The following is an 18,053-nucleotide window of genomic DNA, read 5'->3' as shown; positions in this document are numbered from 1 at the left end:
TTTGTCCAAGTCGTCTGCCGGGCGACTGATTCAACAGAGTAAAGCCCCATGTACAAACTCGAAGTACAGGATCTGCACAAGCGCTACGGCGATCATGAGGTATTGAAGGGCGTGTCTCTGGCTGCCAAGGCCGGAGATGTCATCAGCATCATTGGCTCAAGCGGGTCGGGCAAAAGCACCTTCCTTCGCTGCATCAATTTGCTGGAGCAGCCCCACAGTGGCCGCATTCTGCTTAATAACGAAGAGCTGAAACTGCGTCCTAGCAAGGACGGCTCGCTGCGCGCTGCAGATGACAAGCAGCTGCAAAAGATGCGCTCGCGTCTGTCGATGGTGTTTCAGCACTTCAACCTGTGGTCGCACATGAATGTGCTGGATAACGTCATCGAAGCGCCCGTTCAGGTGCTGGGCATGAATAAGCGCGAAGCCGTGGAAAAAGCTGAGTATTACCTGAGTAAAGTTGGGGTGGCGCATCGCAAGCATGCATATCCGGCCCATATGAGCGGTGGCGAGCAGCAGCGGGTGGCGATTGCTCGTGCGCTGGCTATGGAGCCTGAGGTCATGCTGTTTGACGAGCCAACTTCAGCACTGGATCCTGAGTTGGTGGGTGAAGTCCTCAAAGTAATGCAGGATCTCGCTCAGGAAGGTCGTACGATGGTGGTGGTGACTCACGAAATGGGCTTTGCCCGTGAGGTATCTAACCAGTTGGTGTTCCTGCATAAAGGTTTGGTTGAAGAGACCGGCTGCCCGCGAGAGGTGTTGGCTAACCCCAGCTCTGAGCGTCTTCAGCAGTTCCTGTCTGGCAGTTTGAAGTAATCCTCGTCCTGGCTTTAAGGATTGAAGCAATGCCCATTTGGCCCCCAACACCTAGACTGCCAGCATGAATGTACATCGTGTTGGCTTTCTGATTTGGCCGGGAACCCGTCCGCTGACCTTGGCGCTAGCTGAAGAAGCTTTGCAGGTGGCGCATCGGGTGCATCCTGAGGTCGTCTATGAGCTGCGTTTTCTGCAGGTTGAAACGACCGAGCCAGGCGCTTGGGTTCTACCGGGTGAGCATTGGGCTGGAAAACTTGAAGGCTTGGAGAGGCTGTTTCTGCTGGCCGACGAAGCACCAACTCAAATGCCTGCTGCCCTGAGTTCGGCGCTTAAGCAGTTGGTGCGGTCGGGGTGTGTGCTGGCTGGTATTTCTGCCGGGGTCTATCCAATGGCGCAAATGGGCTTGCTGGATGGTTATCGTGCTGCTGTGCATTGGCGCTGGCAGGATGATTTCAGCGAGCGCTTCCCCAAGGTGATTGCCACTAACCACCTGTTTGACTGGGATCGTGATCGTCTGACCGCGTGCGGTGGCCTCGCCGTACTTGACCTGTTGCTGGCTATTCTGGCTCGGGATTATGGTTCGGAGCTGGCTGGTGCTGTCTCAGAAGAGTTAGTGGTAGAGCGCATCCGCGAAGGCGGTGAGCGTCAGCGCATTCCGCTGCAGAACCGTTTGGGCTCAAGCCATCCTAAGCTGACCCAGGCTGTCTTGCTCATGGAGGCCAATATTGAAGAGCCGCTTACCACTGACGAGATTGCCCAGCATGTCTGCGTTTCCCGTCGTCAGTTGGAGCGTATTTTCAAGCAATACCTTAATCGCGTACCCAGTCAGTACTACTTGGAGTTGCGCCTCAACAAAGCGCGCCAGTTGCTGATGCAGACCAGTAAGTCGATCATTCAGATCGGGCTATCGTGTGGCTTTTCATCCGGACCACATTTCTCCAGTGCTTACCGTAACTTCTTTGGTGCAACGCCGCGCGAGGATCGCAACCATCGGCGCAGCAGCAGTCCATTTGAGTTGAGTACGGTGTCGTCAGAAAAAGGCTAGCGGCAGTCTGGGCGTCAAACTGTCAGAGGCTTCTATGGAGCTGAAAACACCGCGCCTGATTATCAGGCCATGGCAGCAAGCCGATCTTGATGGATTTGCTGAGTTGAATGCAGACCCTGAGGTGATGCGCTATTTTTCCGCATGCCTGACGCGTGAATAGAGTGATGCACTTGCCCAGCGCTGCCAAGGTTTTATAGCGGCTCAGGGGTGGGTTTTCTGGGCTTTGCAAGAGCGCCAATCGGGCCGTTTTGTCGGGTTCCCCGGCTTGCATCATCAGCCTGTCAAATTTTCCTTTTCCCCTTGTACTGAAATTGGCTGGCGTCTGCGGCGTAGTTTTTGGGGCTTGGGTTATGCCTCAGAGGCTGCGCGTGCTTGTCTTGCGTTTGCAATTGAAGATCTCGGCCTAACCGAGGTTGTAGCATTTACTGCTGAGCGCAATAGCCGATCTGAAGCTGTCATGAAGCGCCTGGGTATGCGCTTTCGTGCGCGTTTTGATCATCCTGATTTTCCGTCAAACAGCCCGCTATCGCGGCATCTGCTCTACGCAGTAGAGTCTTCCGAGTTCCTGAGCTTAGCCGCTGCAGGGTTGTCAGATTGAGCGGCTGCTGAGTAAGGATAGGGCACCGGCTCCGCCGAAAAGGCCTGCGCTGATGCGGTTGAACCATACATGGCCACGTTCTGAGCGCAGGTGTTTGGCCAGTTTCTGTGCACCCACGCCGTAGAACAGTTTGCAGCACAGGTCCAGCACGGCCCAAGTCGCAATCATTGTCATCAGTTGCAGATGAATTGGAGTGCCGGGGTTAATAAATTGTGGAAGAAATGCTGCAAAAAAGAGGAGATCCTTTGGGTTGCTGGCTCCTAGCGCAAATGCTTTGGCGAACAGGCTGCTGGCGCTCGGGTTGAGCGGGGTCTGGTCGGCAGTGGGGTGGCGTTGCGCTTTTGCGGCTACCCAGCTCTGCCATCCCAAGTAGAACAGATAAAGTGCCCCCAATACTTTTAACAGACTAAACAGCTGTTCGGAGGCCGCTAAAAGTGCGCCTAGGCCGAGTGCTGAGGCTGTAAGCAGGCCAATAGATGCACTGACGCCACCAGCGAATGCGGGTATGGAGCGCCTCAGACCATAGTTCAGGCTATTGCTAACCATCAGCAGTGATAGTGGGCCGGGTATCAGAATTACTATCAGCGCGGCACCGCTGAATAAGCACCAAGTATCCCAGTTCATAGGCGACCAACTTGAAGGTGGTTTGGGTATCAGCCTTTATAGGCTATGTACCAGATTTTTTGAGCGCATGGCTGTGAGTTATGGGTCGTCCTTGGTTTTGAGCTTATTGATAGGTCAGGTTGGGGGCGGTGCATCACTGTCTGCATGAGCTCGTGACCTATGGCCTTTAAATGCCCTGTGTTACACTGGGCTTCTGCATTACCAAGCTTTCGCCAAGGATTGCGGTGGCTTATCCAGGATGTATGCCCCCTCCCGTTTATCTCTTTTAGTCAGGCGCACAGGCCTGAGGAATATCCGTATGTTTAAGGCACCGGACAGTCTCGCCGAACAAATCGCAAGCCACATCGCTGAACGCATTATTTATGGAGAGTTAAAAGCCAAGGAGAGGATTCAAGAGCAGAAAGTAACCCAGGCTCTTGATGTCAGTCGTGGCTCGGTTCGTGAAGCTCTCCTGATTCTGGAGCGCAGACATCTGGTTGTGATCCTGCCGCGCCGTGGCGCACATGTTGCTGAACTGACTCCTGAGAAAGTAAGAAGCCTGTACGCGATCGGCGTTGAGCTTTACATACTGCTCGCTTCAGCAGTGGTCGATAACTGGGAAAGCGAAGCCGAACTGAAACCTTTTGAGATGCACAAGGCACAATTACGCTCTGCGCTTGAAAGGGACGATATCAGGGACTTTATTAGTGGCAGTTTCAATATACTGCGTGCGACGTTCCCATTTGCTCGCAATCCATATCTGCAACAGATTATTGAAGATCTGGTGCCGGCTGTAACGCGAACTTATTATCTGTCGCTGGAAAAACGTAAAGGCGAGATGCATAAGTTTTTTGCTACATTCGACTCCCTGCTGCAGGCGATGGTTAGCCGTGATAAACAGGCCATTCGCCAGTTGCTCCTGAGTTATGCTGAACATAATTGCCAGCTGGTTTTGGCAGCCCTGGAGGATTCCTAAGGAAGGCGGTACATGCGGCTCAAGTGCATTAAGCTGGCCGGTTTCAAATCTTTCGTTGACCCTACAACAGTAACTTTCCCCAGTAACATGGCGGCGGTTGTTGGTCCAAATGGCTGCGGCAAATCGAACATTATCGATGCCGTTCGCTGGGTTATGGGCGAAAGTTCGGCGAAAAATCTGCGCGGCGAGTCGATGACCGATGTCATCTTCAACGGATCCAACACCCGTAAGCCCGTAACGCAAGCCTCAATTGAGCTGGTATTCGACAACTCGGATGCCACGCTTACGGGCGAGTATGCGGGCTATAACGAAATTTCCATTCGCCGTCGCGTGACACGCGATGGCCAGAATACTTACTTCCTAAATGGCACCAAGTGCCGCCGCCGCGATATTACCGATATCTTTTTGGGTACAGGCCTTGGCCCGCGTAGTTATTCGATTATTGAGCAGGGGATGATTTCCAAGCTCATCGAGGCCAAGCCGGAAGACTTGCGCAACTTCATCGAAGAGGCGGCAGGTATTTCCAAATATAAGGAACGTCGGCGTGAAACCGAAAGCCGTATTCGCCGCACCCAAGAAAACCTGGCGCGACTGACTGACCTGCGCGAAGAGCTGGAGCGCCAGCTGGAGCGTTTGCATCGTCAGGCGCAGGCTGCCGAGAAGTACCAGGAATTTAAAGCCGAAGAGCGTCAGCTCAAGGCTCAGCTGACTGCGTTGCGCTGGCAGGCTCTTAACGAGCAGGTCGGACAGCGCGAAGCTATTATCGGCAACCAAGAGGTCAGTTTTGAGGCCTTGGTCGCTGAGCAACGCAGCGCAGATGCCAGCATCGAGCGCTTACGCGATGGCCATCATGAGCTGAGTGAGCGCTTCAATCTGGTGCAGGGACGCTTTTACTCAGTTGGCGCAGATATCGCTCGTATTGAGCAGAGCATCCAGCATGGTCAGCAGCGACTGCGCCAGCTACAGGATGACCTGCGTGAAGCAGAGCGAGCCCGGCAGGAAACTGAGTCGCATCTGGGGCACGACACCACGTTGTTGGCAACGCTGGGTGAAGAGCTTGCCATGCTGGAGCCAGAGCTTGAACTGAGCAATGCCGCTGCTGAAGAGTCGGCTGCGGCATTGGAAGAATCCGAAGGTGCCATGCAGGGATGGCAGGAGCAGTGGGACAGCTTCAATCAGCGCAGCGCGGAGCCGCGTCGCCAGGCAGAAGTTCAGCAGTCTCGCATCGCTCAGCTTGAGCAAAGTCTGGAGCGTCTGAGCGAGCGCCAGCGCCGCCTAAGTGACGAGCTGCAGCAACTTGCTGCTGACCCGGAAGATGCCGCGATCATTGAGCTCGGTGAGCAGATCGCTGCGGGTGAGATCGCCCTCGAAGAACTGCAAATTGAAGATCAGCAGTTCGCTGAGCGTATTGAGCAAATTCGCGCTGACCTCCAGTCGAGTACGCAGTCGCAACAGCAGGCCCAGGGCGATCTGCAACGTCTGAGCGGTCGTCTGGCATCCTTGGAGGCGTTGCAACAAGCAGCTCTGGATCCTGGCAAGGGGGCTGGCCAATGGCTGCAAGACCAAGGCTTGGCGGCACGGTCGAGACTGGCAGAAGGCTTGCGCGTGGAAAGCGGTTGGGAGCTGGCCGTTGAGACTGTTCTGGGTGCCGATCTTCAAGCAGTTGTGTTGGATGACTTCAATGGCCTCGATTTCAGCCGGTTTGAGCAGGGTGAGCTGCGTCTTGCCTGTACGGCGGGCAGTGGCGTGCGGATTGCTGGCAGTTTGATGGATAAGGTCGAGGCTGCCGCTGATCTGGCGCCTTGGCTCGGGCGAGTGAAACCTGTCGAGAGTCTTGATGCAGCGCTGCAGGCTCGGGCTTCGCTGGCTGATGGTGAAAGCCTGGTCAGTCGCGATGGCTACTGGGTTGGCCGGAACTTCTTGCGGGTGCGTCGCGCCAGCGAGGCAGAGAGCGGTGTGCTGGCGCGTGGTCAGGAAATCGAGCGGCTGGGGCTTGAATGCGAGGAGCGTGAAGCCAATCTGGCCGTGCTCGATGAGCGTTTGCTACAACTGCGCGATCAGCAGCATGAGGTTGAAGAGCAGCGTGAGCAGCTACGCCGTCAGGCACAGGATCAGGCGCGGCGTGTGGCTGAGCTGAAAGCGCAGCTTTCCGCTGGGCAAGCCAAGGTGGAGCAGCTGATGCTACGCCGCACGCGGCTTGACCACGAGTTACAGGAGCTGGCCGAACAGCGTGAGCTGGAAGTCGAGCAACTCGGCGAGTCCCGACTGGTACTCCAAGACGCTCTGGACGGCATGGCGGCAGATAACGAACAGCGAGAAGAGCTGCTGGCCCGTCGCGATCAGATTCGTGAAGGTCTCGACCGGTTGCGGCAAGAGGCTCGTCAGCACAAGGACCACGCCCATCAGTTAGCTGTGCGCTTGGGTTCTCTCAAGGCTCAGCATGATTCCACTGCGCAGGCGCTTGAGCGTCTTAAGTTACAGGCCGAGCGCCTGCATGAGCGGCGTGAGCAGCTCAGTCTCAACCTTGAAGAAGGGGAAGCACCGCTTGAGGAGCTACGCCTGAAGCTGGAAGAGCAGCTTGAGAAACGCATGGCTGTCGACGATGAGCTGCGCCTGGCCCGTGTTGCGATGGAGGATGCAGACCGCGAACTGCGTGAAGCCGAGAAGCGCCGCACACAGGCTGAGCAGCAGGCGCAGATGTTGCGCACGCAGCTTGAGCAGCAGCGCATGGAATGGCAATCGCTGACGGTTCGGCGCAAAACCTTGCATGAGCAACTGCAGGAAGACAACTACGACCTGCATGGTGTACTCGAAACCCTGCCGGCGGAAGCGTCTGAGGTAGCCTGGGAGGAGGAGCTTGAGCGTCTGGCGGCCAGGATTCAGCGTCTTGGCCCGATCAACCTGGCGGCCATTGATGAGTATCAGCAGCAATCTGAGCGAAAGCGCTATCTGGATGCGCAGAATGCTGACCTTGAAGATGCGCTGGAGACCCTCGAAAACGTCATTCGCAAGATTGATAAGGAAACGCGCAACCGTTTCAAAGAGACCTTTGATCAGATCAATGGCGGATTGCAGGCGCTGTTCCCGAAAGTATTCGGCGGTGGTAATGCTTATCTGGAGCTGACCGGAGAGGATTTGTTAGACACGGGCGTAACCATTATGGCGCGGCCGCCTGGCAAGAAGAACAGTACAATTCATCTGCTTTCAGGGGGGGAGAAGGCGCTTACGGCGTTGGCGCTGGTTTTTGCCATCTTCAAACTTAATCCCGCACCATTTTGTATGCTGGATGAAGTGGATGCCCCGCTTGATGATGCCAACGTCGGGCGTTACGCCAAGTTGGTTAAAGAAATGTCAGAGAGTGTTCAGTTCATTTATATCACCCACAACAAGATCGCCATGGAAATGGCGGATCAACTGATGGGCGTTACCATGCACGAGCCGGGTTGCTCACGCCTTGTGGCGGTTGATGTAGAGGAGGCGCTAGCGCTGGTTGAGGCATAATGTGACAAGCGGTGTAAAGTTTGCCGTCGTCGTGCTAGTTTTATGTGCACTATTATTGGGCCGACTGTTTTGTTTTGGCATTAATTGTCGATCCACAGGGTTGGCGTCAGGTAAAAGAATTAGCAAAATACGTTTCAAACCCTTTTTCACTTCATTTTCATTTTTCAGGGGTCAGGATATTTCATGGAATTTGGTCTGCGCGAGTGGCTAATTGTCATCGGCATCATTGTAATTGCAGGCATTCTTTTTGACGGCTGGCGCCGTATGCGGGGCGGTAAAGGGAAGCTCAAGTTCAAACTTGATCGTAGTTTCGCCAATTTACCGGATGAAGACGACCCGAATCTCTTAAGCCCACCACGTGTGGTGGATCGCAATAAGGAGCCGGTTCTGGATGAAGAGGACTTGCCATCGCTGAGTGCTCGCGAGCTCAATCGTCGTCGTGGTGGTGAACCGCAGCAGGGTGATTTGAATCTTGATCTGGATGAACCGGTCCCGACCTTGCTCAACCCGGTTGATGATGAAAAACCAGCTAAGTCGGCCTCCGACTCCAAGTCCTCAAAAAAAGAGGAGAGCAAAGAGCTGCCGCCGGTTGAAGAAGTCCTAGTGATCAATGTGGTTGCGCGCGATGAGGCTGGATTCAAAGGCCCGGCACTGCTGCAGAATATTTTGGAAAGCGGTCTGCGTTTTGGTGAGATGGATATCTTCCATCGTCATGAAAGCATGGCCGGTAATGGAGAAGTGCTGTTTTCCATGGCTAATGCGCTCAAGCCGGGCACATTTGACTTGGATGATATCGAAGGTTTCAGTACACGTGCTGTCAGCTTCTTCTTGGGATTACCCGGACCGCGTCATCCCAAGCAGGCATTTGATGTGATGGTTGCCGCTGCCCGTAAACTGGCCCATGAGCTCAACGGTGAGCTTAAGGATGACCAGCGTAGTGTGTTGACGGCCCAGACCATCGAACATTACCGCCAGCGCATCGTGGAATACGAGCGCAAGCAGCTCACTACTAAACGTTGATAGACCTGTAATAAAAAAGAGCAGCCAAGGCTGCTCTTTTCGTTTGAGAGAACTGTAATGACCGACGCTTCTGTAGCTGAACAGCGCATTCTGCAACTGCGCAGCGAACTGAACGAGCACAACTACCGATACCACGTGCTCGACGAGCCCAGCATCCCGGACGCGGAGTATGACCGCCTCTACCACGAGCTGAAGGCGCTGGAGGCTAAGTTTCCTGACCTTATTGCGCCTGATTCACCGACCCAGCGGGTGGGCAGCATGGCGCTCAGTGCATTCGGTCAGGTCAAACATGAAGTCCCGATGCTGAGTCTTGGTAACGCCTTTGAAGAGTCGGATTTCCTAGACTTTGACCGCCGTGTGCGGGATGGGCTGGATCTGCCGCCAGGTGATCTCTTTGGTGGTGGAGCAGAGGTGGAGTATAGCTGTGAGCCTAAGCTGGATGGTCTGGCCGTAAGCCTGCTGTACCAGGATGGCTTGTTGGTGCGCGGCGCAACCCGTGGTGATGGCAGCACGGGCGAGGATATCAGTGCCAACGTGCGTACGATCCGTAATATACCGCTGAAGCTCCAAGGCGAGGGCTGGCCTGCGGTATTGGAAGTCCGCGGCGAGGTCTTTATGGCCAAGGCCGGGTTTGAGGCGCTCAACGCGCGGCAGTTGGAGCTGGGTGGGAAGACCTTTGCCAACCCGCGCAATGCGGCGGCTGGCAGCTTGCGCCAGCTGGATTCAAAAATTACCGCGAGCCGACCTTTGGAGTTTTGCTGCTACGGTATCGGCATGGTGGAGGGCGATCTGCCTGTGACACATGTCGGCATTCTCGAAGCGTTGAAGCAGTGGGGCATGCCCATCAGTCGTGAGCTGAAGTTGGCGAAGGGGGCTGACGAGTGTCTGGCCTACTACCGGGATATTGGCGAGCGTCGTGCGTCGTTGGCGTATGAAATCGACGGTGTAGTGTTCAAGGTCAACAGTCTGGCGTACCAGCGAGAGTTGGGTTTCCGTGCCCGTGAGCCGCGCTGGGCGATCGCTCACAAGTTTCCTGCGATGGAGGAAATGACCGAGCTGCTTGATGTTGAGTTCCAGGTTGGTCGCACCGGGGCTGTCACGCCAGTTGCACGCTTGAAGCCCGTCAAGGTCGCCGGTGTCACTGTTTCCAATGCCACGCTGCATAACATGGATGAAGTTGAGCGCTTGGGCCTGATGATCGGCGATACCGTCATCATCCGTCGCGCAGGTGATGTGATTCCTCAGGTGGTGCAAGTAGTGTTAGACAGGCGTCCGGATGATGCCCGTGTGGTGCATATTCCTGAGCAGTGTCCGGTGTGCGGCTCCCATGTTGAGCGCACGCAGTTGGTTAAGCGTAGCAAGGGTAAGGAGACCGTCAGCGAGGGCGCAGTGTATCGCTGTGTCGGTCGTCTCAGCTGTCAAGCGCAGCTCAAGCAGGCGATCATCCACTTTGTCTCGCGTCGCGCCATGGATATTGAAGGTTTGGGCGATAAAACTATCGAGCAGTTGGTGGATGAGCAGCTAATTACCTCTCCGGCCGATCTGTACCGGCTGCAGTACGCGCAGATTATCGGCCTGGAAGGCTTTGCCGAGGTCTCCAGCAATAAGCTCCTGCAAGCCATTCAGAGTAGCAAGAAACCTGCGTTGGCCCGTTTCATTTATGCGCTGGGTATACCAGATGTGGGTGAAGAAACCGCGAAGGTTTTGGCGCGCTCACTGGGCTCGCTGCAGCGTATTCAGCAGGCTTTGCCGGAAGTCCTGACCTACCTGCCGGATATCGGGCTGGAAGTGGCTCACGAAATTCACAGCTTCTTTGAAGATGACCATAACCAGCAGGTCATCGCGAGCCTGCTAGGTGAATGCGGTCTGGAGTTACAAGATGAGGCCGAGTTGGGGGCTGAGTTCAGCGCCTGTACAACTTTGGCTGGGCTGCTGGATAAGCTCAATATTCCTTTTGTGGGTCCTAGCGGCGCGCAAAAGCTCGCAGAGCGCTTCCAGAGTCTTGAGGCGCTTGCTAGCGCTGATTGGCTGGATATGCGTCAGACATTGCCGGAAAAACAGGCCAACGCCGTACGTGAGTTCTTTTCCACGGATGACAATCTGCAGAAGGCGCAGGCCATAGAAGCGCAATTGCGTGACTTTGGCATGCACTGGCAGAGTGAGAAGAAGGTTGTGCAAGGCTTGCCGCTTGCGGGGCAGACTTGGGTGTTGACCGGCACGCTGGAGGCGATGAGTCGTGATGTGGCCAAGGATAAGCTGGAAAGCCTCGGTGCCAAGGTGGCAGGTTCCGTTTCGGCCAAGACTAGCTGTGTAGTAGCAGGGCCGGGAGCGGGTTCGAAATTGGTCAAGGCCAATGAGCTTGGCTTAAAGGTGTTGGATGAAGAGCAGTTCCTGCAGGCTCTGAAAGATTACGGGCTTTGATGCAAGGCCTGCGCAGTTAAGGGCTGCGCAGGCCGTAAAAGCTCTTAGTCGCCGCGATATTCGCAGCCGCTGGTGCAGGTTTCATGAATGCGCACGCGGGACAACTCCGGCAGCAAGGGTTTGAGTTGTTGCCAAATCCACTTGGCGAGCACTTCGCTGGTGGGGTTTTCCAACCCTGGGATTTCATTCAGGTAGTTGTGGTCGAGTTGCTCATAGATCGGCTTGAAGATGGCCTTGATCTCGGAAAAGTCGCGAATCCAGCCTGTATACGGATCGACCTCACCCTCAATATAGATGGCTACCTTGAAGGAGTGGCCGTGCAAACGCCCGCATTTGTGACCGGCTGGTACGTGAGGCAGCCGGTGTGCGGCCTCAAACATGAATTCTTTGAACAGTTCCACGGCATTTCTCTCAGGTGAAAAGGCTCGACGCCTTGAACAAGCAGGGAATCTTAACAGTTAAGGCGCTGCGAACCGAGTTTGTGTCATTTTCTGCAAGCGGTTGTGCAGGCGGCGGTCTAGGATGAGGCGCCAATAGCTGTCTGGGATTTGGTCTTTGATTGTAATAAATACTACAAGTTGACGCTGAATTCTTTTATTTTGGCGATTATTTTGTAAAATGTTTGCGTAATTACTACATCTGGCAGGAGCCCATCATGCACCCACGGATTTTAGAGGTTACTGAGCGGTTGATTGAACGCAGTAGGGAGACGCGTTCGGCTTACCTCAGGATGATACGGGCTGCCGCCAGTGAGGGACCGGCGCGGGGCAAGTTGCAGTGTGCCAACTTTGCTCACGGTGTGGCAGGCTGTGGCGGCAGCGACAAGCAGCGCTTGCGTCTGATGGACTCAGCCAACGTCGCCATTGTCACCGCGTACAACGATATGCTGTCCGCCCATCAGCCCTACGAAACCTACCCGGAGCAGATTCGCCAGGCTTTGCGCGATATCGGTTCCGTTGGCCAAGTGGCCGGTGGCGTACCCGCAATGTGTGATGGCGTGACGCAGGGCGAGCCGGGCATGGAGATTGGTCTGGCCAGCCGCGAAGTGATCGCTATGTCGACGGCGGTGGCGCTGTCACACAACATGTTTGATGCCGCTGTATTTCTCGGCGTCTGCGACAAAATCATCCCAGGCTTGCTGATGGGCGCTTTGCGCTTTGGCCACTTACCGTCACTGTTTATTCCAGCTGGTCCAATGCCATCGGGGATTTCCAATAAGGAAAAGGCCGATGTACGCGAGCGTTATTCCGAGGGCAAGGCCAGTCGCGATGAGCTGCTTGAGTCAGAAATGAAGGCCTATCACGCGCCGGGTACCTGCACCTTTTACGGCACGGCCAATACCAATCAGATGCTGATGGAAATGATGGGTCTGCACCTGCCAGGCTCGTCGTTCGTCAATCCCAATACCCCGCTGCGCGATGCGCTAACCCAAGAGGCCGCGCGCCAGGTGGTTCGACTGACCAAGCAGGGCGGCGAATTTATGCCGCTGGGTGAGTTGCTGGATGAGCGTGTGCTGATCAATTCCATTGTTGCCCTGCATGCCACTGGAGGATCGACCAACCACACCCTGCACATGCCTGCTATTGCCCTGGCTTCCGGTATTCAACTGACCTGGCAGGATATGGCGGACTTGTCCGAAGTGGTACCGACACTGGCCAAGGTATATCCCAATGGAAAGGCTGACGTGAACCATTTCCATGCTGCAGGTGGGGTGGCCTACATGGTGCGTGAACTGCTGGATGCGGGTTTGCTCCACGAAGATGTGAATACGGTAATGGGGCGTGGGCTGCGCCGTTACACCCAGGAGCCTTTCCTGGAGGACGGCAAATTGGTGTGGCGAGAGGGCGGCCTTGCAAGTCTTGATCCGAACATTCTGCGTCCGGTATCAGAGCCGTTTTCTACAGAAGGCGGGCTGCGTCTTATGAGCGGTAACCTTGGCCGTGGTGTGATGAAGGTTTCGGCTGTGGCTCCCGAACATCAGGTGGTTGAGGCCCCAGCTAAGGTTTTCCATGACCAGCAGGCGCTTGCTGATGCGTTTAAGGCCGGTGAGCTGGAGTGCGACTTTGTCGCCGTAATGCGTTTTCAGGGGCCACGTTTTAATGGCATGCCAGAACTGCACAAGATGACCCCTTATTTGTCGGTACTGCAGGATCGTGGCTTTAAAGTGGCGCTGGTGACGGACGGGCGAATGTCCGGGGCTTCCGGGAAGATTCCGGCGGCGATCCATGTGTGCCCTGAGGCCAGTGACGGCGGGCCTCTGGCCAAAGTGCAGGAAGGCGATCGGATTCGGGTAGATGGCACTACTGGCACGCTGCAATTGTTGGTGGATTCTAGTGAACTTGCATCCCGTTCGGCGGCTCCTAGTCCCTCCGGGCAGGCCGTTGGCTGTGGTCGGGAGTTGTTTGCCTTTATGCGCGCCGCCATGAGCACCGCAGAGCAGGGCGCCAGTGCCTTTACCGCCAGCCTGGAGCGTTTGAAGTGAGTCTTTCACTGGTCGGAGATATTGGAGGGACCAATGCGCGTTTTGGGCTGTGGCAGGACGGCCAGTTAAGCGCTGTTCAGGTGCTTTCAACTGCAGCTTTTGCCACCCCTGAGCAAGCTGTGCTGCAGTATTTGTCGGGGCGTAATCTGTTGCCCGGCAACATTGCCTCAGTCTGTCTGGCGGTGGCCGGTCCGGTGAGTGGAGATCAGTTCCGCTTCACCAACAACCACTGGGAGCTATCACGCAGTAGTTTCTGTGCTTCGCTCAAAATTGAGCGCTTGCTGTTGGTGAATGACTTCACGGCGATGGCACTGGGCATGACTCACCTTAAGCCCGATCAGCTCATTCAGATTCGCCCTGGTAAGGCAGAGGCTGGTGCGCCTGCAGTGGTAATCGGACCAGGTACTGGGCTGGGTGTCAGCACTTTGCAGCCATTGGCGGATGGCCGCTGGATGGTGCTACCAGGCGAGGGCGGGCATGTGGATCTGCCGATAGCCAACACCAGCGAAGCGGAGTTGTGGCTGAAGCTGCAGGCACTGCTCGGGCATGTTCGGGCTGAGGATGTGCTCAGCGGTGCCGGGTTGGTTAATTTGTACAATGCAGTCTGCGCTGTTGGTGGCGTTGAGCCTGAGCTGAAGACTCCGGCGGCGGTGACTTCAGTCGCACTCAGTGGGAACTCCCTCGCCGAACAAGCCCTCGAGCAGTTCTGCATATGGCTCGGACGGGTTGCCGGTAACAATGTTTTAACGGTCGGCGGCCGTGGCGGTGTGTACCTTGTCGGTGGTGTTGTGCCGCGCTTTGCTGAGTTTTTTCAGCACAGCGGGTTCAACCGTGCATTTGCTGAAAAGGGCTGCATGAGCCGTTATTTTGCTGACATTCCGGTGTGGCTGGTGACAGCGGAGTATCCGGGGCTGGAAGGGGCGGGGGTAGCCTTGGAGCAACTCTAGCGGCAGGATAGTGGGACTCTGAGCAGGGATCGCAACTGAGATGACAAACGGTAAAACCATTCTGCTGGTTGATGATGACGAAGATATTCGCGACCTGCTGCAGACCTACTTAAGTCGCGCAGGTTTTACCGTGCTGGCGGTGGCCGACGGTGGTGGCTTTCGTGCGGTTATGGATGAGCAGGGCGCTGATCTGGCGATCCTAGATGTCATGCTGCCGGATGAGGATGGTTTCAGCTTGTGCCGTTGGGTACGTGAGCACCCGCGCTGTGCCCAAGTACCTGTGATCATGCTAACCGCCAGCTCGGATGAGGTGGACCGGGTCATCGGTTTGGAGTTAGGGGCCGATGATTACATCGGCAAACCCTTTAGCCCCCGCGAGCTGCAAGCGCGGATTAAAGCCCTGTTGCGCCGCGCTGGTTTTTCCGAACAGAGCGCTGTCGGCGAGGTGCTGGTATTTGCTGACTGGCAGCTCAATACGGTGAGCCATCGCCTGTTTCACCGTGACGGTGGCGAAGTCATTTTGTCTGGTGCCGACTTTGCCCTGCTGAAGTTGTTTTTGGATCACCCGCAACAGATTCTTGATCGGGACACGATCGCCAATCTCACCCGTGGCCGTGATGTCATGCCGCTTGAGCGTATTGTCGATATGGGTGTCAGCCGCCTGCGTCAGCGCTTGCGCGATACCGGTAAATCACCCCAGCTTATCCGTACCGTTCGCGGTGCAGGGTATCTACTGGCGGTTAATGTCACAAGGCAACGGCATGTTGGTATTTAGGCGCTGGCTACCGGTGCCGCGCTCTATGCTCGGGCGCATGTTGTTGCTGACGCTATTGGCGGTGTTGTTGGCGCAAGGCTTGTCCAGTCTGATCTGGGTTTCACAATTCCGAGCCACTCAGATGGAGGGCTTGCAGGGTAGTGCCCGTAGCATGGCGCACTCGATTGCCGCCAGTGTCAGCTATTTCCGCTCGCTGCCGTTGGGGTTTCGGCCAATGGTGCTTGAGCAACTGCGTAGCATGGGCGGCTCGCGTTTTTTTGTATCGCTAAACAACCGCCCACTGTCGATGCAGGTGCTGCCGGTTACGGAGCGATCTGATGTGGTGCTGAACACCATCACCCAGGTGCTCAAGGAGCGTCTCGGTAATGATCTTGAGTTTTCCGTACAGTTTGTCCGGCCGGATGATCTGCGGGTGTTTAACGGCGCGTTGAAATTGGACGAGCTGCCGAAATCCTGGGCCAATTATTCCCTGACGCTCGAGCCGCTAAACCCGCCTGTGTTAGTCACGCAAATACGTATTGGTCCTGAAGAATGGCTGTACCTGGCCTCCTTGTTGCCCGAGCCGTATAGCAACATTGACCGCGGGGAAGTAACTGAGCACCAGGTGCTGTTTATTGCTCTCACAAGCTGTTTTCTATTGCTGTTTATCGGCCTGCTGGTGCGCTGGCAGACCCAGCCATTGAAGCGCTTGGCTCAGGCTGCCAGGGAGTGGTCGTTGGACCCAGTGGCCGAGCCAGTTGCGGAAGAAGGCGGGCGCGAGGTAATGGATGTGGGTAAGGCGTTCAACAGCATGCGCCAGCGCATTAGCCGTTATTTGAGTGAGCGCAGCCAGCTTTTCAGTGCAATTTCCCATGATCTGCGTACGCCGATTACGCGTCTGCGACTGCGTGCCGAGTTGCTGGATGACGAACAGCTCAGGGGTAAATTCAATCGTGATTTGGACGAGCTAGAACTGCTGGTCAAAGGCGCATTGCAGTGTGTGAAAGACACGGATATTCACGAAAATATAGAGCAGATCAATCTCAATCATTTGCTACACGGTCTGATCGAGCCGTATCTGGCCGATGGGCGCGTCACGCTGGAAGGGCAGGCTCAGGCTAGCTATCCCGGCAAGGCGCTGGCTCTGCGTCGCTGCATTGGAAACCTGCTCGATAACGCTCTGAAGTACGGAAATCGTGCACACCTGCGGGTGGCTGATAGTAGCGATGCGTTTGTCCTGCACGTCGATGATGAAGGGCCTGGCGTGCCCGAGCGGCAGCTGGAGCAGATATTTGAGCCGCATTTCCGTCTGGCCGGTCACCAGCAGGGTTATGGACTAGGACTTGGTATTGCCCGCAGTCTGGCCCACAGCCACGGCGGTGAGGTGACCTTGCAGAACCTGCGTGACGGGGGATTGCGCGTTACATTGTGGCTGCCGCGCTGGCGTTAATGGTTTTTGTAACGGCCTTGTGACAATCCAGCGTCCCTTTGTTACTTAGCACGAAAATCATCTGGATAGACTCAATAACCAGGCAAGCAGCAGAGCTTGCAGCCGTATAACAAGAAAAAGGTAGCGCTATGCACACTATTTCACGCCTGGCTTTAGTCATGTCTTTCGTTTCTGTCCTGCCGCTCGCTGCAACTGCGGGAGAGGTTGAGGTTTTGCATTGGTGGACCTCCGGTGGCGAGAAGCGCTCAGCAGAAACCCTGCAGAATCTCGTTGAAGAAAAAGGTCACGTCTGGAAAGACTTCGCCGTAGCCGGTGGCGGTGGCGAAGCAGCCATGACTGTGCTCAAAACCCGCGCCGTTTCTGGTAATCCACCCGCCGCCGCGCAGATTAAAGGCCCCAACATCCAGGAATGGGGTCAGCTTGGTCTGCTCGCTAACCTTACTGATGTTGCTAATGAGGGAAAGTGGGATCAGCTCCTGCCTGCTGAACTGGCTGATGTGGTCAAGTATGACGGTCACTACGTAGCGGTCCCGTTGAACGTGCACCGGGTTAACTGGCTGTGGATCAACCCGGATGTGATGCAGCAGGCTGGAGCTACTGTGCCGACTACGCTGGACGAGCTGTTTGCCGCCGCCGATAAGCTTAAGGCTGCCGGATTTATCCCGTTTGCCCACGGTGGTCAGCCTTGGCAGGACGGTACGGTATTCGAAAATTTCGTCCTGTCGATCCTGGGGCCGCAGGATTACCACAAGGCGTTTGTTGAGTTGGATCAGGCCACTTTGTCCGGGCCGAAGATGGTGGAGGCGTTCACCACGCTGCGCAAACTTCGCAGCTATATCGATGCGGATGCTGCCGGGCGTGACTGGAATGTCGCCACCGGCCTGCTGATCAATGGCAAAGCCGGTATGCAGATCATGGGCGACTGGGCCAAGAGTGAATGGACGGCCGCCAACAAGATCGCTGGTAAGGATTACGCGTGCGTACCGTTCCCCGGCACCCAGGGCAGCTTTGCCTACAACATGGATTCGCTGGTCATGTTCAAGCTGAGCAATGAGGCGAACCGCCAGGCTCAGGAAGACTTGGCGCGCACGGTAATGGAGCCGAAATTTCAGGAGTTCTTTAACCAGAACAAAGGTTCGATCCCCGTGCGACAGGACTTGAGCATGGCCAGCTTCGACAGCTGTGCGCAGCAGTCCATGGCCGACTTTAAACAGGCCGCGGGCAATGGCGGATTGCAGCCGAGCCTGTCCCACGATATGGCCGCTTCCAGCTATGTGCAGGGGGCTGTGTTTGATGTGGTGACCAACTTCTTCAACAGCCCTGACATGTCTGCAGAAAAGGCCGCGAAGCAGCTGGCCGCCGCAGTTCAGGCCGTTCAATAGCCACGTCGGTCGCTCAGGCTGTAGACGCTTAGCAGAGGCGGAGATTCGCCTCATTTCCCAG

At 55.8% G+C, this 18,053-nt stretch carries 13 protein-coding genes and 1 pseudogene; 12 read left to right on the top strand and 2 right to left on the bottom strand.

Annotation, left to right across the window (positions count from 1 at the left end; all coding sequences use genetic code 11):
- Window positions 1-48: 48 nt before the first annotated feature.
- From AO726_RS00155 to AO726_RS00145, 3 genes and pseudogenes are all read left to right on the top strand, one after another.
- Window positions 49-813, top strand: coding sequence for an ABC transporter ATP-binding protein (locus AO726_RS00155; protein WP_058066040.1), 765 nt, complete (start codon window positions 49-51; stop codon window positions 811-813).
- A gap of 64 nt (window positions 814-877) precedes the next feature.
- The gene (locus tag AO726_RS00150; protein WP_058066039.1) at window positions 878-1,858 is read left to right on the top strand and encodes a GlxA family transcriptional regulator; all 981 of its coding nucleotides are present in this window, start codon (window positions 878-880) and stop codon (window positions 1,856-1,858) included.
- 34 nt (window positions 1,859-1,892) lie between these two features.
- Window positions 1,893-2,456, top strand: a pseudogene (locus tag AO726_RS00145) (GNAT family N-acetyltransferase).
- On the opposite strand, the gene AO726_RS00140 reads toward AO726_RS00145, so the two are convergent.
- On the bottom strand, window positions 2,448-3,080 hold the full coding sequence (locus tag AO726_RS00140; RefSeq protein ID WP_058066038.1) for a LysE family translocator: 633 nt from the start codon (window positions 3,078-3,080) through the stop codon (window positions 2,448-2,450). The pseudogene AO726_RS00145 and the gene AO726_RS00140 overlap by 9 nt on opposite strands.
- Window positions 3,081-3,378: 298 nt before the next feature.
- Here AO726_RS00140 and AO726_RS00135 point away from each other — a divergent pair, with 298 nt between their 5' ends.
- The 4 genes from AO726_RS00135 to ligA all read left to right on the top strand — a co-directional run bounded on the left by AO726_RS00135 (window position 3,379) and on the right by ligA (window position 10,977).
- The gene (locus AO726_RS00135) at window positions 3,379-4,035 is read left to right on the top strand and encodes a GntR family transcriptional regulator (RefSeq protein ID WP_058066037.1); all 657 of its coding nucleotides are present in this window, start codon (window positions 3,379-3,381) and stop codon (window positions 4,033-4,035) included.
- A gap of 12 nt (window positions 4,036-4,047) precedes the next feature.
- Complete coding sequence (gene smc, locus AO726_RS00130) at window positions 4,048-7,536, top strand: chromosome segregation protein SMC (protein WP_058066036.1); 3,489 nt, start codon at window positions 4,048-4,050, stop codon at window positions 7,534-7,536.
- 183 nt (window positions 7,537-7,719) lie between these two features.
- Window positions 7,720-8,556, top strand: a complete 837-nt coding sequence (gene zipA / locus AO726_RS00125; protein WP_058066035.1) for a cell division protein ZipA — start codon at window positions 7,720-7,722, stop codon at window positions 8,554-8,556.
- Between the two features lie 57 nt (window positions 8,557-8,613).
- Window positions 8,614-10,977 (top strand): NAD-dependent DNA ligase LigA, encoded by a 2,364-nt coding sequence (ligA, locus tag AO726_RS00120; RefSeq protein ID WP_058066034.1) that lies wholly within the window; start codon window positions 8,614-8,616, stop codon window positions 10,975-10,977.
- A gap of 44 nt (window positions 10,978-11,021) precedes the next feature.
- Here the strand turns inward: ligA and queD are convergent, their stop codons facing one another.
- Window positions 11,022-11,378 (bottom strand): 6-carboxytetrahydropterin synthase QueD, encoded by a 357-nt coding sequence (gene queD, locus AO726_RS00115; protein WP_082629012.1) that lies wholly within the window; start codon window positions 11,376-11,378, stop codon window positions 11,022-11,024.
- Between the two features lie 254 nt (window positions 11,379-11,632).
- Here queD and edd point away from each other — a divergent pair, with 254 nt between their 5' ends.
- The 5 genes from edd to AO726_RS00090 all read left to right on the top strand — a co-directional run bounded on the left by edd (window position 11,633) and on the right by AO726_RS00090 (window position 17,992).
- Window positions 11,633-13,459: a phosphogluconate dehydratase gene (gene edd, locus AO726_RS00110; protein WP_058066033.1), complete on the top strand. Its 1,827-nt coding sequence runs from the start codon at window positions 11,633-11,635 to the stop codon at window positions 13,457-13,459.
- The gene (locus AO726_RS00105; protein ID WP_058066032.1) at window positions 13,456-14,406 is read left to right on the top strand and encodes a glucokinase; all 951 of its coding nucleotides are present in this window, start codon (window positions 13,456-13,458) and stop codon (window positions 14,404-14,406) included. Before edd ends, AO726_RS00105 begins: the two co-directional genes overlap by 4 nt.
- A 40-nt stretch (window positions 14,407-14,446) precedes the next feature.
- The gene (locus tag AO726_RS00100) at window positions 14,447-15,181 is read left to right on the top strand and encodes a response regulator (RefSeq protein ID WP_058066031.1); all 735 of its coding nucleotides are present in this window, start codon (window positions 14,447-14,449) and stop codon (window positions 15,179-15,181) included.
- Window positions 15,168-16,610 carry an ATP-binding protein gene (locus AO726_RS00095; protein WP_152987210.1) on the top strand — a complete coding sequence of 481 codons (1,443 nt, stop codon included), beginning with the start codon at window positions 15,168-15,170 and terminating at the stop codon, window positions 16,608-16,610. The genes AO726_RS00100 and AO726_RS00095 overlap by 14 nt, the downstream gene beginning before the upstream one ends.
- 128 nt (window positions 16,611-16,738) lie before the next feature.
- On the top strand, window positions 16,739-17,992 hold the full coding sequence (locus AO726_RS00090) for an ABC transporter substrate-binding protein (protein WP_058066029.1): 1,254 nt from the start codon (window positions 16,739-16,741) through the stop codon (window positions 17,990-17,992).
- Window positions 17,993-18,053: the final 61 nt, after the last annotated feature.

The sequence above is a fragment of the Pseudomonas sp. TTU2014-080ASC genome (assembly GCF_001446935.1).
Lineage (GTDB): Bacteria > Pseudomonadota > Gammaproteobacteria > Pseudomonadales > Pseudomonadaceae > Aquipseudomonas.
This window is presented reverse-complemented; position numbering and strand designations above follow the sequence as displayed.